The sequence below is a fragment of the Streptomyces sp. NPDC086549 genome, assembly GCF_044746205.1.
Lineage (GTDB): Bacteria > Actinomycetota > Actinomycetes > Streptomycetales > Streptomycetaceae > Streptomyces.
The window spans coordinates 33,939-54,256 of the sequence record NZ_JBIVBS010000026.1 but is presented as its reverse complement, the minus strand read 5'-3'; the positions used below and the strand labels follow the sequence as shown (position 1 = coordinate 54,256).

General features: G+C 72.3%; 22 protein-coding genes and 1 pseudogene. 14 read left to right on the top strand and 9 right to left on the bottom strand.

Features of this window, described 5'->3' with window-relative positions:
* Positions 1 to 116 precede the first annotated feature (116 nt).
* The 3 genes from ACIPSA_RS45890 to ACIPSA_RS45880 all read left to right on the top strand — a co-directional run bounded on the left by ACIPSA_RS45890 (position 117) and on the right by ACIPSA_RS45880 (position 3,222).
* Entirely contained in the window at positions 117 to 1,715 is a 1,599-nt protein-coding gene (locus ACIPSA_RS45890; protein WP_402646851.1) for an ABC-F family ATP-binding cassette domain-containing protein, read from the top strand.
* A gap of 335 nt (positions 1,716 to 2,050) precedes the next feature.
* Positions 2,051 to 2,272, top strand: a complete 222-nt coding sequence (locus ACIPSA_RS45885; RefSeq protein WP_004002281.1) for a helix-turn-helix domain-containing protein — start codon at positions 2,051 to 2,053, stop codon at positions 2,270 to 2,272.
* Between the two features lie 146 nt (positions 2,273 to 2,418).
* Positions 2,419 to 3,222 (top strand): enoyl-CoA hydratase/isomerase family protein, encoded by an 804-nt coding sequence (locus tag ACIPSA_RS45880; protein WP_402646849.1) that lies wholly within the window; start codon positions 2,419 to 2,421, stop codon positions 3,220 to 3,222.
* A gap of 12 nt (positions 3,223 to 3,234) precedes the next feature.
* On the opposite strand, the gene ACIPSA_RS45875 is transcribed toward ACIPSA_RS45880, so the two are convergent.
* A complete protein-coding gene (locus ACIPSA_RS45875) occupies positions 3,235 to 3,969 on the bottom strand; it encodes a nucleopolyhedrovirus P10 family protein (RefSeq protein ID WP_402646846.1) in 735 nt (244 codons plus the stop codon).
* A gap of 89 nt (positions 3,970 to 4,058) precedes the next feature.
* Here ACIPSA_RS45875 and ACIPSA_RS45870 point away from each other — a divergent pair, with 89 nt between their 5' ends.
* From ACIPSA_RS45870 to amaP, 5 genes are read left to right on the top strand one after another with little or no spacing between them, the layout of a single operon-like run.
* Positions 4,059 to 4,544: an Asp23/Gls24 family envelope stress response protein gene (locus tag ACIPSA_RS45870; protein WP_402646843.1), complete on the top strand. Its 486-nt coding sequence runs from the start codon at positions 4,059 to 4,061 to the stop codon at positions 4,542 to 4,544.
* 46 nt (positions 4,545 to 4,590) lie between these two features.
* Positions 4,591 to 4,785: a hypothetical protein gene (locus ACIPSA_RS45865; RefSeq protein WP_402646840.1), complete on the top strand. Its 195-nt coding sequence runs from the start codon at positions 4,591 to 4,593 to the stop codon at positions 4,783 to 4,785.
* A gap of 8 nt (positions 4,786 to 4,793) precedes the next feature.
* Positions 4,794 to 5,177, top strand: coding sequence for an Asp23/Gls24 family envelope stress response protein (locus ACIPSA_RS45860; RefSeq protein WP_402646837.1), 384 nt, complete (start codon positions 4,794 to 4,796; stop codon positions 5,175 to 5,177).
* Positions 5,174 to 5,818 (top strand): DUF6286 domain-containing protein, encoded by a 645-nt coding sequence (locus ACIPSA_RS45855; protein ID WP_402646834.1) that lies wholly within the window; start codon positions 5,174 to 5,176, stop codon positions 5,816 to 5,818. The genes ACIPSA_RS45860 and ACIPSA_RS45855 overlap by 4 nt, the downstream gene beginning before the upstream one ends.
* Positions 5,815 to 6,402 carry an alkaline shock response membrane anchor protein AmaP gene (gene amaP, locus ACIPSA_RS45850; protein ID WP_402646832.1) on the top strand — a complete coding sequence of 196 codons (588 nt, stop codon included), beginning with the start codon at positions 5,815 to 5,817 and terminating at the stop codon, positions 6,400 to 6,402. The genes ACIPSA_RS45855 and amaP overlap by 4 nt, the downstream gene beginning before the upstream one ends.
* A gap of 12 nt (positions 6,403 to 6,414) precedes the next feature.
* Here the strand turns inward: amaP and ACIPSA_RS45845 are convergent, their stop codons facing one another.
* The 5 genes and pseudogenes from ACIPSA_RS45845 to ACIPSA_RS45825 form a co-directional block, all read right to left on the bottom strand.
* Complete coding sequence (locus ACIPSA_RS45845; protein WP_402646830.1) at positions 6,415 to 7,170, bottom strand: SDR family oxidoreductase; 756 nt, start codon at positions 7,168 to 7,170, stop codon at positions 6,415 to 6,417.
* A gap of 5 nt (positions 7,171 to 7,175) precedes the next feature.
* Positions 7,176 to 7,394, bottom strand: a pseudogene (locus tag ACIPSA_RS45840) (glycoside hydrolase family 15 protein); the annotation flags it as partial.
* A 122-nt stretch (positions 7,395 to 7,516) separates the two neighbouring features.
* Complete coding sequence (locus ACIPSA_RS45835; protein ID WP_402646828.1) at positions 7,517 to 8,314, bottom strand: SURF1 family protein; 798 nt, start codon at positions 8,312 to 8,314, stop codon at positions 7,517 to 7,519.
* 49 nt (positions 8,315 to 8,363) lie between these two features.
* Positions 8,364 to 8,597 carry a hypothetical protein gene (locus ACIPSA_RS45830; protein WP_402646826.1) on the bottom strand — a complete coding sequence of 78 codons (234 nt, stop codon included), beginning with the start codon at positions 8,595 to 8,597 and terminating at the stop codon, positions 8,364 to 8,366.
* A 79-nt stretch (positions 8,598 to 8,676) separates the two neighbouring features.
* The gene (locus ACIPSA_RS45825) at positions 8,677 to 9,672 is read right to left on the bottom strand and encodes a DEDDh family exonuclease (RefSeq protein WP_402646824.1); all 996 of its coding nucleotides are present in this window, start codon (positions 9,670 to 9,672) and stop codon (positions 8,677 to 8,679) included.
* A gap of 192 nt (positions 9,673 to 9,864) precedes the next feature.
* Between ACIPSA_RS45825 and ACIPSA_RS45820 the strand changes: the two genes are divergently transcribed.
* The 6 genes from ACIPSA_RS45820 to ACIPSA_RS45795 all read left to right on the top strand — a co-directional run bounded on the left by ACIPSA_RS45820 (position 9,865) and on the right by ACIPSA_RS45795 (position 15,952).
* Positions 9,865 to 10,662, top strand: a complete 798-nt coding sequence (locus ACIPSA_RS45820; protein WP_402646821.1) for an acetoacetate decarboxylase family protein — start codon at positions 9,865 to 9,867, stop codon at positions 10,660 to 10,662.
* Positions 10,662 to 11,546 (top strand): SDR family NAD(P)-dependent oxidoreductase, encoded by an 885-nt coding sequence (locus tag ACIPSA_RS45815; protein WP_402646819.1) that lies wholly within the window; start codon positions 10,662 to 10,664, stop codon positions 11,544 to 11,546. Before ACIPSA_RS45820 ends, ACIPSA_RS45815 begins: the two co-directional genes overlap by 1 nt.
* Before the next feature lie 13 nt (positions 11,547 to 11,559).
* Entirely contained in the window at positions 11,560 to 12,843 is a 1,284-nt protein-coding gene (locus ACIPSA_RS45810) for an amidohydrolase family protein (protein ID WP_402646816.1), read from the top strand.
* On the top strand, positions 12,840 to 14,069 hold the full coding sequence (locus ACIPSA_RS45805) for an amidohydrolase family protein (protein WP_402646815.1): 1,230 nt from the start codon (positions 12,840 to 12,842) through the stop codon (positions 14,067 to 14,069). Before ACIPSA_RS45810 ends, ACIPSA_RS45805 begins: the two co-directional genes overlap by 4 nt.
* Before the next feature lie 25 nt (positions 14,070 to 14,094).
* Entirely contained in the window at positions 14,095 to 14,805 is a 711-nt protein-coding gene (locus ACIPSA_RS45800; RefSeq protein ID WP_402646812.1) for a VIT family protein, read from the top strand.
* Positions 14,806 to 14,905: 100 nt separating this feature from the next.
* Positions 14,906 to 15,952: a zinc-dependent alcohol dehydrogenase family protein gene (locus tag ACIPSA_RS45795; RefSeq protein ID WP_402646809.1), complete on the top strand. Its 1,047-nt coding sequence runs from the start codon at positions 14,906 to 14,908 to the stop codon at positions 15,950 to 15,952.
* Here the strand turns inward: ACIPSA_RS45795 and ACIPSA_RS45790 are convergent, their stop codons facing one another.
* The 3 genes from ACIPSA_RS45790 to ACIPSA_RS45780 form a co-directional block, all read right to left on the bottom strand.
* Positions 15,953 to 16,975 (bottom strand): CopD family protein, encoded by a 1,023-nt coding sequence (locus ACIPSA_RS45790; protein ID WP_402646807.1) that lies wholly within the window; start codon positions 16,973 to 16,975, stop codon positions 15,953 to 15,955.
* A gap of 118 nt (positions 16,976 to 17,093) precedes the next feature.
* Positions 17,094 to 18,470, bottom strand: a complete 1,377-nt coding sequence (locus ACIPSA_RS45785) for a CoA transferase (RefSeq protein WP_402646804.1) — start codon at positions 18,468 to 18,470, stop codon at positions 17,094 to 17,096.
* A gap of 293 nt (positions 18,471 to 18,763) precedes the next feature.
* Positions 18,764 to 20,293, bottom strand: coding sequence for a S8 family peptidase (locus ACIPSA_RS45780; RefSeq protein ID WP_402646801.1), 1,530 nt, complete (start codon positions 20,291 to 20,293; stop codon positions 18,764 to 18,766).
* Positions 20,294 to 20,318: the final 25 nt, after the last annotated feature.

Below are 20,318 nucleotides of genomic sequence, written 5' to 3'. Positions count from 1 at the left end.
AAAGCGCTTGCCCCGCCCCGTTAGAATCGGCTCATGGCCATTCTCCTCGCGCATTAGACAGCGGGAACGTCCTCAGCCGCCCACCCGCCAATCCCAGTCTGCCCTGGAGTCTGTCCGTGATCTCCGCCTCCGGTATCGAGCTGCGCGCCGGTGCCCGCATCCTCATCGAGAGCGCCACCTTCCGTGTCGCCAAGGGCGACCGCATCGGCCTCGTCGGCCGCAACGGCGCCGGCAAGACCACCCTCACCAAGGTCCTGGCCGGTGACGGCATCCCCGCCGCGGGCACCGTCACCCGCTCCGGCGAGGTCGGCTACCTCCCGCAGGACCCGCGCACCGGCGACCTCGACGTCCTCGCCCGTGACCGCATCCTCTCCGCGCGCGGCCTCGACGTGCTGATCCGGAAGATGCGCGACAACGAGCAGCGGATCGCCAACGGTCAGGGCGCGACCCGCGAGAAGGCCCTCAAGCAGTACGAGCGCCAGGAGACCGAGTTCCTCACCAAGGGCGGGTACTCCGCCGAGGCCGAGGCCGCCACCATCGCCGCCGCGCTCAACCTGCCCGACCGCGTGCTCGGCCAGCCCCTGCACACGCTCTCCGGCGGTCAGCGCCGCCGTATCGAGCTGGCCCGGATCCTGTTCTCCGACGCGGACACGCTGCTGCTCGACGAGCCGACGAACCACCTCGACGCGGACTCGATCATCTGGCTGCGCGACTACCTGAAGACCTACCGCGGCGGCTTCATCGTCATCTCGCACGACGTCGACCTGGTCGAGACGGTCGTCAACAAGGTGTTCTACCTGGACGCCAACCGCTCCCAGATCGACGTCTACAACATGGGCTGGAAGCTCTACCAGCAGCAGCGCGAGGCCGACGAGAAGCGCCGCAAGCGCGAGCGCGCCAACGCCGAGAAGAAGGCCGCCGCCCTCAATGCGCAGGCCGACAAGATGCGCGCGAAGGCCACCAAGACGGTCGCCGCGCAGAACATGGCCCGCCGCGCGGACAAGCTGCTGTCCGGCCTGGAGGCGGTCCGCCAGTCCGACAAGGTCGCCAAGCTCCGCTTCCCCGAGCCCTCTCCCTGTGGCAAGACCCCCCTGATGGCCGAGGGACTGTCGAAGTCGTACGGCTCGCTGGAGATCTTCACCGACGTCGACCTGGCCATCGACAAGGGTTCGAGGGTCGTCATCCTCGGTCTCAACGGCGCCGGCAAGACCACCCTGCTGCGGCTGCTGGGCGGGGCGGAGCAGCCCGACACCGGCGAGGTCGTCCCCGGCCACGGCCTCAAGCTCGGCTACTACGCCCAGGAACACGAGACCCTGGACGCCGACCGCACAGTCCTGGAGAACATGCGTTCGGCAGCCCCGGACATGGACCTGGTCGAGGTCCGCAAGGTGCTGGGTTCGTTCCTGTTCTCCGGTGACGACGTGGACAAGCCCGCCGGTGTCCTCTCCGGCGGCGAGAAGACCCGTCTCGCCCTGGCCACGCTAGTGGTGTCGTCGGCGAACGTCCTGCTCCTCGACGAGCCGACCAACAACCTGGACCCGGCCAGCCGCGAGGAGATCCTCGGCGCGCTGCGCACCTACAAGGGCGCGGTCGTCCTCGTCACCCACGACGAGGGCGCCGTCGAGGCGCTCCAGCCGGAGCGGATCATCCTGCTGCCGGACGGTGTCGAGGACCTGTGGGGCGCGGACTACGCGGATCTCGTCGCCCTGGCTTGATCGAATGAATGATCCACTGGCTATGGATCATTCGGTCCATCCGTGATCCATCATCTGTGTGAGATCTTCTCGTATCGAGGTGTGTCCTACATCGATTTCGCGGCCGATCCCTTTGTCGACAAGGGGTCGGCCGTACTGCGTCTCTGAGCTGGCACTTCGCGAAAGAACCCGTTCGGCCGTATGAACGCCATCGTTCGGAATGGCGGATTCCGCTTGTGGGGATGTGCTCCTGTCGTCACAACCTTGTCTCACGGACCTTGCCGAATGGGTGGCCATGAAGCCCCGGAGGGGTGATCATGAGGGGACCAGAGCGCACTTCCCATGAGGAGGCACGGGTGGCCGAGACTCTGAAGAAGGGCAGCCGGGTGACCGGCGCCGCGCGCGACAAGCTCGCGGCAGACCTGAAGAAGAAGTACGACTCCGGTGCGAGCATCCGGGCGCTGGCCGAGGAGACCGGCCGCTCGTATGGCTTCGTACACCGGATGCTCAGCGAGTCGGGCGTCACGCTGCGTGGGCGTGGCGGAGCGACTCGGGGCAAGAAGGCCGCATCGTCCTGACCTCGGGCGGCCCATCGGCTTCGATGGTGGCCACCCGGTCGGTCAGGTAATCGGCCGGGTGGTTACTGTGCAGTCACTTAGCTGTGTCGTCGTACGGCTCGATGTCGTACGGTGCGCAGGATGACCGCACTCATCGGAGGCGCCCCATGGCTTCGCCCGACCAGGACCTCGCTCCTGTACTCGACAAGGACGGCGTACGGCTCACCGTCGACGACGCGCTCGCCACGGTGACGCTGACCAACCCGGCCAAACGCAACGCCCAGAGCCCCGCACTGTGGCGGGCGTTGGCCGAGGCCGGGCGGGTACTGCCGGGCTCCGTCCGGGTCGTCGTGCTGCGCGGCGAGGGCAAGTCCTTCTCCGCCGGGCTGGACCGTCAGATGTTCACCCCGGAGGGGATCCCGGGCGAGCCGACGTTCACCGAGCTCGCGCGCCGCGACGACGCCGGACTGGATGCGTCCATCGCCGAGTACCAGGAGGGTTTCACCTGGTGGCGGCGGAACGACATCGTGTCCATCGCCGCTGTCCAGGGGCATGCCATCGGTGCCGGCTTCCAGCTCGCCCTCGCCTGTGACCTGCGCGTCGTCGCGGACGACGTGCAGTTCGCGATGCGCGAGACCGCCCTCGGCATCGTTCCCGACCTGACGGGGACGCATCCGCTGGTCGGGCTGGTCGGATACGCCCGCGCGCTGGAGATCTGCGCGACCGGGCGGTTCGTGCACGCCGAGGAGGCCGTGAGTACGGGCCTGGCGAACCTCGCCGTGCCGGCCGGTGAACTCGACGGCGCGGCGCGGGACCTCGCGTCGGCGCTCCTCGCCGCGCCCAGGGACGCCGTCGTGGAGACCAAGGCGCTGCTGCGCGGGGCGAGTGGCCGTACGTACGACGAGCAGCGTGCCGCGGAACGGCAGGCGCAGGCCCGGCGGCTGCGGGACCTGGCCGGCGTGGGCGAGTGAGCCTTCGGGCGCTCAGCTCACCGTGGTGACCAGCACCGCCACCGTCGGGTGATCCTCCAGCGACTCCCGCACGGCCGCACGCACCTGCCGGGCCACGTCCAGGGCCCGGTGCCGCCCGTCCACCGCCACCTCGACACTGACATGGCGGTGCGGCAGCGCGGCGCCCTCCTGCCGTTCCTCGATGTGCACCGCCCGGCCCAGGCCGGCCAGGGCAGCGGTCAGGTGGGTCACGCCCGGGACGGAGAGCGCCGCCGCTGCCGCACGGGCCTCGTCCGGATCCGTGCTCTCGCGAGCCCGCGCCGGCCGCGTCGGACCCACCGCTGCGGCGCCCGCCGGCTCCTCTTCCTGCCCCTCCTCCAGCAGGTCCGTCACCCGTAGATCGACCTCCGTGACCGAGAGGCCGAGGCGCTCCGCCGCCGTGGCCGCCAGCACCAGGCGCACGCGGGACGCCGTCGTCGGCAGGGGGTCGGTCGCCGCGGCCGCGAAGTCCGCCGTCACCCGGAGCGGGCCCGGGGGCAACGCGCTCGTCGGCGGCGGTACGACGGGCTCGTGCACGTCCTCCGGGTCGGCGAGCGTGATCCGCAGCGACCCCGGACGCACCCCCGGTACCTCCGCCACCGCGCGCCGCAGCACCGCCCCTGCCGCCGCCTCCGCGATCCACGCGCCGTCGCGCGGGCCGCCGAGCGGCAGCAGCCTGCCGGGCCCCAACTGGTGCCGTACGGCCTGTGTCCACCGGTCCGCCGTCATTGCTCCAGCCTGCCGCATCCCCGGCGCGCGACCGGGCATTCCTGCTTACCTTGGTCGGAGGGGACGACGACCGAAAGGGACGTGCGGCCATGACCGACATGACGGAGCAGAACCGGGCGACGACCCCCGAGGGCGACACGCAGCCGTCCGTGCAGACCCGCAAGGCCACCCGACGCGGTGGCGGGGACCCGGCGAGCCGGGGGCGGACGACCATCGCCGACGGCGTCGTGGAGAAGATCGCCGGACTCGCCGCGCGGGACGTCCTCGGCGTCCATGCCATGGGCAGCGGGCTCTCGCGGACCTTCGGGGCCGTACGGGACCGGGTGCCGGGCGGCTCGAAGTCGGTGACCCGCGGAGTGAAGGCCGAGGTCGGCGAGGTGCAGACCGCGCTCGACCTGGAGATCGTCGTGGACTACGGCGTGTCGATCGGCGACGTGGCCCGGGACGTGCGCGAGAACGTGGTCGCGGCGGTGGAACGGATGACCGGACTGGAGGTCGTCGAGGTCAACATCGCGGTGAGTGATGTCAAGCTTCCCGAGGAAGAGGAAGAGGAGCCGGAGCCCCGGATCCAGTGACGCCGGCGACCGGACAACGCACGGCTGAGGAGCTGAGGAGCGCAGCATGAGCATGGCCGTGGTCGGCATGATCGCCGGAATGGCGCTGGGCTTCGCCGGGTATTTCGGCGGGTTCGGTGCCTTCCTGCTGGTGGCGGCGCTGGGCGTCGTCGGGTTCGTCGCCGGCCGGTTCCTGGAGGGGGATCTGGAGTTGGGTGACTTCTTCCGCACCCGCGACGACCGGCGCGACCGGCGACGGTGACGGTGACGGTGACGTCCGTGAGCAGCGAGGCCGGTGAGCCGCGCAGATCCGCGGCCGCGGTGGCACCGGGTGAGCGCGGTGCGATCCGGATCGCCGACCGGGTCGTCGCGAAGATCGCGGCGCAGGCGGCGCGCGAGGCCGTCGGACCGCGGACGGCGGAGGTCGCGGCACCGCAGGCCACCGTGACCGTCCACCACGAGACGGCCCGCGTCCGTGTCCACCTCGAACTCGACTACCCGACCGACATCGGCGCCCGGTGCGCGGCCGTGCGTCGCCATGTCGCGGAGCGGGTAGGCGCGTTGGTGGGAATGGAGGTGCCGGAGGTCGCCGTCCACGTGGAACGGCTGCATCTGACACACCCACAGGGCACGGAACAGGGGAGGACGCGATGAGCGAGCCCCGGGGATCCGAGAACAGCACACAGCCACTGCCGGTCATCGAGAAGGAGCCCGAGCCGCCCCCGCCGGCGGTCGCGGAGCACGCCGACGGGGGCGGCGGCCGCTTCTGGTCGGCGCGCCGCGTCCCCGCGGGCATCGTCGCGCTGCTGCTCCTGATCGGCGCGGGCGCCTTCCTGTACGACGTCGCCGCCGTACGAGCCCACCGGCCCGCCATGCGCTGGCGCCGAGAACTGGCCGGGCAGCTCGCCGTGCGGCCCCTCGACGACACCTGGGTGCTGGTCGGCGCGGGCGTCGCCATGGCGCTCGGCGTGTGGCTGATCGTGCTCGCCGCCACGCCCGGTCTGCGGGCCCTGCTGCCGATGCGGAGCCCGCACTCCGACGTCCGGGCCGGGCTGCGACGGGATGCCGCCGCCCTGGTGCTGCGCGACCGGGCCATGGAGATCGCGGGCGTGCGGGCGGTGCGCGTGCGGATGCGGCGGAGGAGGGCCCACATCCGCGCGGTCTCGCACTTCCGTGACCTCGACGAGGTACGTGCCGACCTGGACGTGACGTTGGGCGACGCGATCAAGGGACTCGGCCTGACCCGGCCGCACACACTGTCGTGGCACGTCGCGCGGCCCGGACGGAAGGGGTGAGGGCGGTGCTCGGGGCGGTCAACCGCGTGCTGATCGGAGTCGTCGGGCTGCTGCTGGCTGTCCTCGGCGGCTCGGTGCTCGCCGTGGGCCTGGGCGTGCGGCCCCCGTCGTGGTGGCTCCACGACGGGCGGCACGACGTACTGCTCAGCCATGCCCGGCAGACGCGGTGGCGGGACACCGGCTGGTGGTGGCCGACCGTCCTCGCGGTGCTCGCGCTCCTCGTCCTGTTCGCGCTGTGGTGGCTTGCCGCGGTGCTGCACCGCCGTCGGCTCGCCGAGGTGCTCGTGGACACCGGTGACGGCGAGGGCGCGCTGCTGCGCGGGCGGGCCCTGGAGGGCGTACTCGCCGCCGACGCGGCGCGACTGGACGGCGTCGCCCACGCGCAGGCCACGCTGACCGGCAGGCGCGACGCGCCCGAGGCGCGTGTCCGGCTCCTGCTGGAGCCGGACGTGGACCCCGCGACCGTACTGCGCGAACTCGCCACCGAGTCCCTGGCGCACGCCCGCGGTTCGGCGGGCCTGGCGAAGCTGCCGGCGGAGGTGCGCCTGCGGGCGGTCAGGCACCGGGCGGAAAGGGTGACTTGACGGCCGACGCCGTCAGAACCCGTGACGCATCCCGCCATCGACGGGCACCATGATCCCGGTCAGATAAGAAGCGGCCGGAGACAGCAGAAACGCGGCCACCCGCCCGAACTCCTCCGGCGTTCCGTACCGCCGCAACGGAATCCGGGACTCATTGGCCGCACGCGTGGCCTCGGGATCCGCCGACAGGCCGTCCAGCTCGCGCACGCGATCCGTGTCGATCCGCGACGGCAGCAGCCCCACGGCGCGAATACCCCGCGGCCCCAGTTCGTCCGCGATCGACTTGGCGAACCCGGCGAGACCGGGCCGCAGCCCGTTGGAGATCGTCAGAGCCGGAATCGGCTCGTGCACCGAAGCCGACAGCACGAACCCGATGACACCGCCCTCCTCCAGCTCCGCGGCCGCCGCGCGCGCGATCCGCACCGCCCCCAGGAACACCGAGTCGAACGCCGCACGCCACTGTTCGTCCGTGTTGTCGGCGACGAAGCCGGGCGGCGGGCCGCCGACGCTGACGAGGATGCCGTCGAAGCCGCCGAAGTGCTCACGGGCGGCCGCGATCAGCCGCGCCGGGGCCTCCGGGTCGGCGTTGTCGGCGGCCACCCCGGCCGCGTTCGGGCCCAGTTCGGCCGCCGCGTCCGCGACGCGCTTCTCGTCCCGCCCCGTGACGACCACCTTCGCCCCGTCGGCGACGAGCTCGCGCGCGGCGGCGTTGCCCAGTCCGCGCGTGGCCCCGGTGACGACGTACACCCGGTCCTTCAGTCCAAGATCCATGGCCCCTATCCTGCCCCGTCGCCCCCGAACAGGGCGAGGGCGGTGCTGACCAGTGCGATGTGGCTGAACGCCTGGTGGAAGCTGCCGAGCTGACGGCCGGCCACCGGGTCGTACTCCTCGGCGAGCAGTCCCGCGTCGTCGACGGTCGTGTCGTCGGTGTCATGACAGCGCAGGAGGCCGCCGTGGCCGAGTTCCTCGCGGATCGCGTCGACCGTGCCGACCAGGGCCGCCGTCTGTTCGTCGCCGATGAGGGCGTAGTCCTCGATCCGGGGGTGCACGGGGTGCGGGTTCCCGGTGGGCGGCGGGGCCGATCAGGGGCGGGGCCGAGCGGGTGAGGCGCGGTCGGTCACACCCCGGCCGGTTCCGCCTCCGCGGTCGCCTCCGGAGCCGCCTTCTCCGTCCGCTCCCGGTCCTCGCGGCGTACCAGGACGACCCAGCCGACGGGGACGCCCGCGGCGAACAGCCACCACTGGATCATGTACGCGTAGTTCAGCGGGGCGTCTTCCTTGCCGGGGTCGGAGATCTGCTCCGGGGTGTCGCCCTTCGGCTCGGGGGCCGTCTGCTCGACATAGCCGCCGAGCACCACGGCGCCGAGGCGCCGTGCCTCCTGCCCGCTGTTGATCAGCATGACCTGCCGGTCCGGCAGCCCCTTGACGTCCTTGATGCCGCTCGCCGCGGTGGTCTCGTCGGCCTTCAGCCGCCCGGTGATGGTGGTCCGGCCGCCGGGCGGGGCGGGGATCTTCGGGAAGGCGGTCTGCACGCCGTTCGCGGGGATCCAGCCGCGGTTGACCAGCAGCACCTTGCCGTCCGTCAGCACGAACGGGGTCAGGACGTGGAAGCCGACCTCGTCGTCGGAGTTGACCCGGCGCCGGACCACGACTTCCCGGGAGGTGTCGAAGGTGCCCGTCGCGGTGACGGTGCGGTACCGCTCGGTGCGGGTCACGGTGTGCCCCGGGGAGGTCAGCTTCTCCACGGGGACCGGCTCGGCGTTCAGCGCGTCGGAGACCAGCTGGTTCCGGGCGCTGCGCTCCTGGTACCGGTGCTCCTGCCAGAAGCCGAGCCTGATCATCGTCGGGATCAGCGCGATCGCGACGAGGGTGAGGATCACCCACTGGCGGGTCAGCAGGAAGCGGTAGCGGTGCACCCCACGACGGTACAACTCGGTCGTGGGGTGCAATCGGGCGGGTACCGGCTCACACGCGGTCGACGATCCCCACCTTCCCCGCCTCACGGGCGCAGTGGGCGCCGCAGTAGAAGGCGCCGTCGGCCTCGGCGCCCTGGCCGATGATCGAGACCTTGCAGTGCTCGCAGATCGGGGCCATACGGTGGATCGCACAGGAGAAGCAGTCGAAGACGTGCACCGCGCCCTGCGCGTGCACCTCGAAGCTCATTCCGTAGTCATTGCCGCAAACTTCGCATTTCGCCATGCGCCACAGGGTGAGTGGTCGTCGCTGTCCGGGCGAGTGGGCTCCGGGCGAGTCGCACGGCAATCACCCATCCGTACGGTCACCGCTCCGACGCGGGCTCGACGTCCCTGAGGAGTTGCCCGAACGCCGCCTCGTCCACCACCGGCGTACCGAACTGCCGCGCCTTGGCCACCTTCGACGTGCCCGAGTCGGGGTCGTTGGTGACGAGCAGGCTGGTCAGCCGGGAGATGCTCGTCGCGACGTGCAGTCCGGCCTCGGCCGCCCGGTCCTCCAGCAGTTCGCGGTCGACCGAGGTGTCCCCGGAGAACGCGACCCGCATGCCCTGCTTGAGGTGTTTGCCCTCTTCGTACCGCCCCGGGTTGGGATACGGGCACGCGGGCCGCTTGCGGGACGGGCGCCAACTCGTCGGCCGGTAGCCGCCGTGACCGCCGCCCGGCTGCCGGCCGATCAGCGGCGCCGGCCGGTCGTTCCACTCGGTCAGCGGCCGGCATTCCAGCAGCGGCAGCCGTACGTCGCCCGCCGCCGCGGCCCGCAGACTGGGCCGGAACGCCTCCGCCAGCACGCGCGCGTCGTCCAGCGCGTGGTGCGCCCGCTGCTGCACGACACCGAAGTGCGCCGCCAGCGACTCCAGCTTGTGGTTGGGCAGCGGCAGGCCCAGCTCCTTGGAGAGCGCGATGGTGCACAGCCGCTGCCGCACCGGAGCCTCACGCTTCGCGCGCGCGTACTCACGCGCGATCATCTGCCAGTCGAAGACCGCGTTGTGCGCGACGAGCACCCGGCCGTCGAGACGGGCGGCGAACTCCTCCGCGACGTCCTCGAAGAGCGGCGCGCCCTCCAGCACCTCGCTGGTCAGACCGTGGATCCACACCGGGCCCGGGTCGCGCTCCGGATTGACCAGCGTGTACCAGTGGTCCTCGACCTCGCCGCGCGCGTCCAGCCGGTAGACGGCCGCGGAGATTATCCGGTCGTCCCGGGCCAGTCCGGTGGTCTCCACGTCAACGACCGCGTATCCCTTCGGATACGCGGCCGGCCACCGGGTGGGGGAGGACGCTGCGGTCGTGCGGTCTTCGAGCATGGTCATTGAGGATACGGGCCACAACTGACAGTGCGGTCGCGGAGCCTCCTCAGCGGCCCCGCCGACGCCGCTCGTTCGAACACCGGCCCTGTGCCGCGCATGTTCGTGCGCGCGGCTATGGACCTTTTCACCGCCCGGTGCAAGCGTGCTGCCGCCCGGCGGATGACGGCCGACGGAAGGGCGGTACGGCGTATGGCACGCGTACGGTACGGCGCACGGACCGAGGCGGAGATCACCGCCGCGCGCACCGCGAGCACGAAGCTCCCCCCTATCTGGTCCACCGGCGTGGTGGCCGTCTGGGAGACCGACCCGGACGCGGTCGCCGCGGTCCTGCCACCCCCGCTCAAACCAGCGGCACGACCACTCGTCCGGGTGAACATCAGCAAGGTCGACCTGCCCGGATACCCGCTCGGCGCCGGTTCGTTCTCGGTCGCCGCCGCCCACGACTCGGTGGAGGGCTGGTATCCGCTCGTCATGCCGATGACCCACGAGCGCGCCCTCACCGGCGGCCGCGAGGTCTTCGGGGAACCCAAGAAGCTCGGCGAGGTGACCGTGGAGCGCGACGGCCTCGGCGTACGCGCCGCCCTCGCCCGGCACGGCATCGCCTTCGTGGAGGTGCGCGGGGCGGTGACCGGCGAGCTGCCCCTGCCGGAGCCGTCCCGGAAGACCGACTTCTACTTCAAGTTCCTCCCCGCGGTGGACGGTTCCGGATTTGACGCCGACCCCGTGCTCGTGCATTGCGTGCGCCACGAGAAGGTACGCAGGCTGGAACGGATCACCGGGGACGTCGTCCTGCGGGAGTCCAGGCACGACCCGGTCTCGGACCTCCCCGTCGTCCGTCTCCTGGAGGTCACCCTCGGGGAGAAGACCAGCGACCAGCGCGGCCGGGTCGTCGAACGGGTCGACGCCCAGGCCCTGCTGCCGTACGTCCACCAGCGCTACGACGATCCTCTGCAGGTTCTCGACGCGCCTCCCGAGGGGAGCCTCTGATGGACCTGCGAGCGGGACAGGTCGCCGTCGTCACCGGAGCGGCGAGCGGCATCGGGCTGGCGATGGCCCGGCGGTTCGCCGCGGAGGGACTGAAGGTGGTCCTCGCCGACGTCGAGGAGGCCGCACTGGAGAAGGCCGCGTCGGACCTGCGCGCGGAAGGCGCCGAGGCACACGCGCGCGTGGTCGACGTCGGGGAGCGCGAACAGATCCTGGACCTCGCGGAGTCGGCGTACGCCACGTACGGAGCGGTCCACGTCCTGTGCAACAACGCCGGGGTCGGCTCGGGTGCCGAGGGCCGTATGTGGGAGCACGAGCCGAACGACTGGCAGTGGGCCTTCGCGGTCAACGTGTGGGGCGTCTTCCACGGCATCCAGGCGTTCGTCCCGCGGATGCTCGCCTCGGGCGAGCCCGGTCATGTCGTCAACACGTCCTCCGGCGACGGCGGCATCGCCCCGCTGCCCACCGCCTCCGTGTACGCCGTCACCAAGGCGGCCGTCGTCACGATGACCGAGTCCCTGTACGCCCATCTGAAGGCCGAGCACGCGCGCGTGGGCGCGTCGGTGCTCTTCCCCGGGCCGCACATGCTGCGCACGGGCCTGTGGGAGTCGCACCGCAACCGGCCCGCCCGGTACGCCAAGCAGCGGCCGCGCAGGACCCCGTACCGCAGCCTGGACCAGTGGGAGGCGGCGATGCGCGCGGCCGGACGTGAGGTGCGCTTCACACCGGTCGAGGAGGTCGCGGACCTCGTCGTGGACGGCGTCCGCGCGGACCGCTTCTGGCTGCTGCCCGAGAGCGAGCACAGCGACGCACAGATCCGGGCACGGGCGCGGTCGATGCTCGACCGGGCGAACCCGTCGTACCTGGAGAGCTTCGTCCTGGACTGAGGAGGCACCCCCGATGACGAACCAGGACCCGTACCTGATCATCTCCTCCGACTGCCACGCCGGGCTGCCCACCGAGGAGTACCGGCCCTATCTGGACTCCCGGTTCCACCGGGAGTTCGACGAGTTCCTCGCGGGCCGCGACCGGCGCCGTGAGGAGATGACACGGCTCGGCATCCGCAACGAGGCGTTCGCGAACAAGTGGTTCCAGGACAACGAGGAGGGCTTGCGCGGGGGATGGGACACCGCACAGCGTCTGAAGGAGCTCGACGGGGACGGGGTGGCCGCCGAGGTGGTCTTCCCGGACGCCGACGCCGTCGACAGCCGCACGGCCGCGCCCTTCGGGGTCGGCCTGGGCCTCTCCGGCGACCAGAACCCGGAGCTGGGCCTGGCGGGTGCACGGGCGCACAACCGCTGGCTGGCGGAGTTCGTGTCGCAGAACCCCGAACGGCACTGCGGAGTCGCCCTGTTGCCGATCACCGGCGAGGTCTCCGCCGTCGTCGCCGAGGTCCACCGGGCCAAGGAGTCCGGCCTGGGCGCCCTGATGATCCCCTCCATGTGGGTCGACAAGGAGCCGTACCACGACCGCCGTTACGACCCCGTGTGGGCGGCGGCCGCCGAGTGCGCGATGCCCGTCGTCACCCACTCCGGCGCCGCCCCGCGCCACGAGTACGGCGACCATCTGGGCATCTACGTCTCCGAGGTCACCTGGTGGCCCGCGCGGCCGCTCTGGTTCCTGCTGTGGTCGGGGGTGTTCGAGAGGCACCCCGGCCTGAGGTTCGGTGTCGCCGAGTCGGGCTGCTGGTGGCTGCCCAACCTGCTGTGGTTCATGGACCGGCTCTACCTCGGTGCGCACGGCGGCAAGAAGCTCTCCCCCTTCGAGGAACTCGGGCGCCCCCCGCACGAGTACCTCGACCGCCAGGTCTTCGTCTGCGCGACGAACACCAAGCGCCGCGAACTCGCCCAGCGCTACGAGATCGGCGTCGACAACATCCTGTGGGGCAGCGACTTCCCGCACCCCGAGGGCACCTGGCCCGACACGCGCGCGTGGCTGCGGCGCACCTTCCACGACATCCCGGTGACCGAGACGCGCCGCATGCTGGGCCTGGCGGCGGCTGACGTCTTCGGCTTCGACGTCGAGAGGCTGACGCCGCTGGCCCGCCGCATCGGTCCCACCCCCGCCGACCTCGGCCAGCCGGACGACCAGGCGGCCGTCGAGGCGTCCTGGGCGCGCTCGCGCGAAGTGGGCCGCCACTGGCTGACGGACAACGACTTCCCGGTCCTGGGGGTGACGTCATGAACGACGACCGCTACACGGTGATCTCCGCCGACTGCCACGCGGGGGCCGATCTGCTGGACTACAAGCCGTACCTGGAGAAGCGCCACCACGACGCGTTCGACATATGGGCCGCCACGTACGTCAACCCGTACGAGGACCTGCTCGCCGACACGGCCGACCGGAACTGGAACTCCGAGCGGCGGGTGGCGGAGCTGGAGGAGGACGGCATCGTCGCCGAGGTCGTCTTCCCGAACACCATCCCGCCGTTCTTCCCCTCCGGCTCGCTGATGGCCCCGGCACCGACGGCGGGGGAGTTCGAGCTGCGGTGGGCGGGCCTGCGCGCCCACAACCGCTGGCTGGCGGACTTCTGCGCCGCCGCGCCGGGCCGCCGGGCAGGGGTCTTCCAGATCCTCCTGAACGACGTGGAGGAGGCGGTGAAGGAGATCCGGTGGGCGGTGGCGGCGGGCCTCAAGGGCGGCCCCATGTTGCCGGGCACCCCGCCGGGATCCGGCCTGCCCGAGCTGTACTCGAAGGCGTACGACCCGATCTGGGCCGTCTGCGAGGAGCTGGGCGTCCCCGTCAACCACCACGCGGGCTCGGCCTCCCCGCCACTCGGCGACGAACCGGCCGCCCGCGCGGTCTTCATGGTCGAGACGACATGGTTCTCCCACCGCGCGCTGTGGCACCTGGTGTTCGGCGGTGCCTTCCGCCGTCACCCGGGGCTGAAGCTGGTCCTGACCGAGCAGGGTTCGGGCTGGATCCCCGGCGTGCTCGACATGCTCGACTACTACCACGGCCGCATGATCGCGGCGGCGACGAAGGCGGCCACGGCGGAGGCCAGGTTCGGCGCGGGCCTCGCCGCCGACATGGGGGAGGCGCCGTCCCGGGTGTGGCGCGACAACTGCTTCGTCGGCGCGAGCTTCATGCGCCCGCACGAGGTACCGCTCCGCGACCGCATCGGCCTCGACAAGATCATGTGGGGCAGCGACTACCCGCACGACGAGGGCACCTACCCCTACTCCCGGGAAGGCCTGCGCTTCGCGTACGCGGGCGTGCCGCGGGAGGAGGTCGCCGCGATGCTCGGGGGCAACGCGGCCCGGGTGTACGGCTTCGACCTGGACTTCCTCGACCCGATCGCGGCGAAGGCGGGCCCCACGGTCGAGGAGCTGGCGGAGCCCTTGGCGGAGCCGCCCGCAGACGCGACGAGCCCGGTGTTCGCCCGGGGAGCGTCGGTACGGGTCTGGTGACATCAGGGGTGCGATCCTCGGTCATATGACCGAACCAACCCATGACGAGGCGCACGGCGGCGCGCTCGGCTCCCGGCTGAACTGGCTGCGGGCCGCGGTACTGGGCGCGAACGACGGCATCGTGTCCACCGCGGGGCTCGTCGTCGGCGTGGCCGGGGCGACGGGCGCCCGGGCCGCCCTGCTGACGGCGGGCCTGGCGGGGCTGCTCGCCGGGTCGATGTCGATGGCGGCGGGGGAGTACGTGTCCGTCTCCACGCAGCGCGACTCGGAGCTGGCCGCGCTGGCCATGGAGAAGCGGGAGCTGCGGGAGCAGCCGGAGGCCGAACTGGAGGAGCTGACCGAGTTGCTGGAGAGGCGCGGGCTGTCCCGGGACGTGGCGCGGGAGGCCGCGGTCCAGCTGACGGAACGGGACGCCCTGAAGGCCCACGCGCGCGTGGAGCTCGGTATCGATCCGGACGACCTGACCAATCCCTGGCACGCGGCGTGGGCCAGCTTCCTGGCCTTCACCGTGGGCGCCCTGCTCCCGCTCCTCGCCATCGTCCTGCCGCCGGCGCACCTGCGGCTCCCGGTCACCGTGGTGTCCGTGCTGGCCGCGCTCGCCCTCACCGGCTGGAGCAGCGCACGGCTGGGCGCGGCCGACCCAGGGCGGGCGGTGCTGCGGAACGTGGCGGGCGGGGCGCTGGCCATGGGGGTCACCTATGCCGCGGGGAGCCTGCTGGGGGCGGTCGGCGTGTAGCACCCTCGGGGAGCGGTCGGCGTCCGCGACGACGTACGGTGAAGTGCGCTCGACCACCCCCTGAGCGCACTCGAACGCGGATCAGAGAAGGACCCTCGCCATGCGCGCCACCACCATCCACGCCCCGTACGACATGCGGGTGCAGGACGTTCCCGAGCCCGTGGTGCAGCTGCCCACCGACGCCGTCGTGCGGGTGCTGCGCGCCTGCATCTGCGGCAGCGACCTGTGGGCGTACCGCGGCGAGGCGGCCCGGCAGCCGGGCCAGCGGATCGGCCACGAGTTCCTCGGCATCGTCGAGGAGACCGGCTCCGAGGTGAGCACCGTCCGGCGCGGCGATCTGGTCGTCGCACCGTTCATGTGGTCCGACGGCGTGTGCGACTACTGCCGCGAGGGCCTGACGACGTCCTGCGAGCACGGCGGCTTCTGGGGCTCCGTCGGCTACGACGGTGGCCAGGGCGAGGCCGTGCGCGTGCCGTTCGCCGACGGCACCCTCGTGCAGCTGCCCAAGGACGCGGCCTCCGACGAGCACCTGCTGTCCGCCCTGCTCACCCTGTCCGACGTGCTCGGCACCGGCCACCACGCCGCCCTCGGCGCGGGCGCCCGGCCCGGCGCCACCGTGGCCGTCGTCGGGGACGGAGCGGTCGGCCTGTGCGCGGTGCTGGCCGCCAAGCGCCTCGGCGCCGAGCGGATCATCGCCCTCGGCCGCCACCAGGTCCGCACCGACATCGCGCGTACCTTCGGCGCCACCGACGTCGTCGCCGAGCGCGGGGACGCGGCGGTCGAGGCGGTACGCGAACTCACCCGCGGCCAGGGCGCGCACGCCGTCGTCGAGGCGGTCGGCACCGAGCAGTCCATGCGTACCGCGGTCAGCATCACCCGCGACGGCGGCGCGATCGGCTTCGTCGGTGTGCCCCACGGCAGCGGCACCGGTCTCGACCTCGGCGTCATGTTCGACCGGAACATCGCGCTGCGCGGTGGCGTCGCGCCGGTCCGCGCGTACATCCCGGAGCTGCTGCCCGACGTCCTGGAGGGCACCATCGACCCGTCGCCCGTGTTCGACATGACGGTCGGCCTGGAGGGCGTGCCGGACGGCTACAAGGCGATGGACGAGCGCACCGCGCTCAAGGTGCTGGTCACCAACGGCTGATCAGGACCAGCGGATCGGCAGCGGCAGCGCCGTCAGCAGGCCCGACACCGCGACCACCACACCGAGGACGACCACCTCGGCCCGCGCGGGCACGTGCGCGCTCAGCGGGTCGGGGGCCCGGCCCAGCCGGATCCGCGCCCACAGCGCGAGCAGGGCGACGGCGGCCACGAGGATCACCTTGGCGAACAGGGCCCGGCCGTACGCCGTCGTCGTCAGCTGGTGCAGCACCGTGTCCGCCGGCATCCGGCGCAGCGCGCTCCACACGCCGGTGGCGGTGATCGCCGCGAGCAGAACGGCGGCCACGCGCGCGTAGAGCCCCAGCAGCGCGGCACCGGCACCGGCCTCGTCGCCGCGCCCACGCCAGAGCCGAAGCGTCCGCAGCACCCGCAGCAGGGCGCCCGCCCACAGGGCCGCGCACGTCAGGTGCACGAGTGTCAGGCCCGATCCGACCAGGGGGCCGTGCTCCGTCGTGGGGTGTGCCCGCAGGGCCTCCGCGAGGACGACCGCGGCCAGCGGCCAGACCTGGAGGGCGGGCCGGCGCGAGAGGGCGCACAGACCGGCCACGAAGAAAGCGTTGACCTCCACCAGCGCGAGCGCGCCGTCACGGCTGCCGTACAGCCCGCCGACGTCGATCTGGGAGAGGCTGTGCGGCACCAGATTGCCGGTCGCCACGACCGACGCGAGCCCGAGCGCGGCGACGAGACCGGCGGCCGCCGCGTACGCGGACCAGCTGCGCGGTGTGTCCGGAGGCGCGCCGGGTAACCGGCGGGCCAGCCGGTCCACGAACAGCTCGCCCACCGGTACGCACAGCGCCGCGAACAGCGCCGTGCGCAGCAGGGCTATGCCGCCGACGCCGGGCGCGGCGGCCTCACCGGTGCCGTCCAGCGCGGCGGACGGGCCGAGCAGGGATATCAGCGCGGCCAGGGCCACCAGGGCCAGGACGGCGCCGGCCCGGAGCGCTCCGGGCCGGCGGCCGGCCGGGCTCGCACCGTCCGTCTTCGCGGTCGGTCGTATCAACGTCACCCCTGGATCCTCGCCAGTGGTCACAAATCGGGGCAAGCAAAGGAAAGCAACCGGGGGACGGGCGTTCCACCCATTGGTACGTTTCCGGCCACCCCGGCGCTCAGGACCACCCCGGCGCTCAGCACCACCGCAGTGCGTCCGACCCCCAGGGCACCGGCGGCCGTGCCCAGTCGACCGGCCCCCCGGCGAAGGACACCGGCGGCGGGGCGTACCGCAGCCGTCCGAGCGCGCTGTCCCGTTCGGCGAGCCGGGGATCCGCCGCGTCGTACGCGGTGTCGCCCGCCGCGCCGTGCTCGATCCCGTGCGTCAGCCAGGCCCCGGTCCGGGCCAGCGCCAGCCGCACGAACCGGCTGCCGCCGTCGTAGGACTGCTCCGTCAGCGCCCGCAGCACCGCGGCCGCCAGCAGATAGCCCGTGCCGTGGTCGAGGGCCTGTGCGGGCAGGGCACCGGGGTGCCCGGCCGATCCCTCGATCGCCGCGATGCCGGTCGCGACCTGCACCAGGCTGTCGAAGCCCCGCCGCCCGCCCCACGGCCCGTACGCGCCCCATGCCGACACCTGCGCCACGACCAGCCCCGGCCGCCGCTCGGCCAGTGCCCGCGGGGACAGCCCGAACCGGTCCAGGGCGCCCGGACGGTAGCCGGTGACCACGACGTCCGCCCCGGCCAGCAGATCCTCGAAGGCCGCGCGGCCGGTGGTGAGGTCCAGCGTCGCCGACCGCTTCCCGATGCCCGTGTCCGCGTGCAGGTCGGGGAGCTCGGGCAGCTGCGGGGCGTCCACGCGCAGCACGTCCGCGCCGAGCAGGGCGAGCGTGCGGGTGGCGACCGGGCCCGCGAGGACCCGGGTCAGGTCCAGTACGCGCAGTCCGGCGGCCGGCAGCAGCGGGCTGTCCCCGACGTGCGGGAACACCCGCGCGGGCGCCCGGTCCAGCCGTTCGCGCTCCACCAGCGGCCGCTCCGCCAGCACGGCGGACTGCCCGTGCGCGGCCCACTCCTCGGGCGTGCGCAGGGCGACGGCGAGGCCTCCGGCGCCGTACACGGTCTCCTCCACCTCCAGGGCGGACCGCTCGGCGAACCGGGCGGCGACGTCCTCCACCGGGGCCGAGGCGCCCTCCGGCAGTCCCAGCGCGCCCAGCAGCCGCGCCCGGTGGTGCGGATAGTTGGCGTGCGTGCGCACCCAGCCGTCCGCGGTCCGCCAGAATCGCGACAGGGGCGCGAAGGCGACCGGTGCCCGCCCGTCCACCTGCACCAGCCGCTCACTGTGGAAGGCGGCCGCCACCGCCGCGTCGTCCACCCGGACCTCCGGCACCTCGGCGAGCCCGGCCCGCCGCGCCCCCAGTTCGGCGCCGGCCAGCGCGCAGGCGCCCACACAGGCGCGGGCCAACTCCCGCACGGGCAGCCTTGCTTCGAGCGCTCCCCGGCGTACGACGGTCGAGACGTGCGAGAGAAGGGCGGGATCGCCGCCCACCGCGTCCCATGCGAACTTGATTCCAGTCATGACTGCACTATGCAGTATTGATTCAATCAACCTTGGAGGGGACGGCCCACTCCAGACGTACCGCCTCGCTCACGGCCGAGAAGCGCAGTTCCCATCCCTGCGCGAGGGCCAGGTGACGCACCAGGAGGGCAGATACGCGACGGTCGCGGCGAAGCGGAGCACCAACTGGCGCCGGGGCCTGACCGGTTCGGGTGCCCAGGCCGTCGGGTCTCGGTACAGGTCCATGGCGCGGATCATCCCGCACAGGTGAGCGGGCCGGACACGTGCCCGGCCCGCTCACCTGTGTCAAATCCCTACTTGGTCACCGCGGTCAGCGCGTTGACGACACCGAAACCGTAGAAGCCGTTGACGCGCTTGCCGCCCACGCAGGTCGCGTCCACGACTCCGTCGCCGTCGCCGTCGTACGGGTCCGTCGGGCAGCCCGGGTTGTCCGCCTCGGCCTTGAGCAGCGCCTGCAGCTGGGCCGGGGTGGCGTGCGGATGGGCGGACTTCAGCAGCGCGGCCACGGCGGCCACGTGCGGGGAGGCCATGGAGGTGCCCTGGAGGAAGCCGTACTGGTTGTTCGGCAGCGTCGACAGGATGCGGCCGTTCTTCGACGGCGTGTCCGGGATCTGGTACTTGTCGCCGCCCGGGCCCGCGACGTCGACGACGCCGTTGCCGTAGCTGGAGTAGTACGACTTGGCGCCCTTGACGCCCACCGCGCTCACGGTGACCACGCCGGGCAGCTGGGTCGGCACGTCGAAGCACTTGTGCGGGTCGACCGTCCGGGACGCGGCGGTCGAGTCGTCGGGGCTGGAGTCGTCGACGAGGGCGTCCGAGTCGAGGTCGTCGTTGGAGTTGCCCGCCGAGGCGACATTGAGCGTGCCCTTGTGCTGGGCGTACAGCTGAGCCCTGTTGACCGCGTCAACGATGGCACGTTGATCGGGGTCGTCCATGCAGTTGTACAGCCACGGATCAACGTAGTAACTGTTATTGGTGATCTCCACGCCGTGGTCGGCGGCGAACACGAAGGCGCAGACGACGCTCTCCGGGTAGAACAGCTGCGTCGAGTCGGGCTGGGCGACGGTGATGCTCGATACCTTCACGCCGGGCGCGACACCCGCCACACCTATGCCGTTGCGGGCCGCGGCTATCTCGCCCGCCACGTGCGTGCCGTGGTAATGGTTGGCGTCCGCCGGCCGCCAGGCGCCGTACGTCGTGTCCGCCTTGCCGCTCACGCAGTTCGCCGACTGGGAGGCGGAGAAGTTCGGGGCGATGTCCGGGTGGGTGTCGTCGACGCCGGTGTCGATGATGCCGACGGTCACGTTCCTGCTGCCGGGGTTGATTCCGGCCGCCTTGTCGGCGCCGATCGCCCGAAGGTCCCACTGGTCGGCCTCAAGGGGCTCCTCCCCGGACGCCGAACTCTGCGCGACCTTCGCGGCCTCGGCCTTCGACAGGACCTGCACCGCGCCCTCGTCGGTCGTGCCCGCGGCGCTGAGCGGCGCCGTCCGCGTGGCACCGGCGGACTGCACCCCGCGGACCGCGCGTATCTCCTTGCCGAAGTCCGGGTTCGACGAATGGACGACGATCACGCCGATCCGGTCGTACGTCACCACGATCGAGCCGCCGTGCGCCGTGATCGCCTTCTGCACCGACGCGATCGTGCGCTGGTCCAGCCTGGTGTTGACCACGTAGGCGAGGTTCGGGCCGTCGGCCGCCTGGGCCGCGGTGCTCGTCAGCGGGAGCGCCGAGGCCCCGGACGGCAGGAAACCGAGCGAAGCGGTCAGCGACAGTACGACCGGCACGGCGAGAGCGAGCCGGCGTCTGGAGCGCAGATGAGCCATGGGATCTCCACATCATCCTGAAACG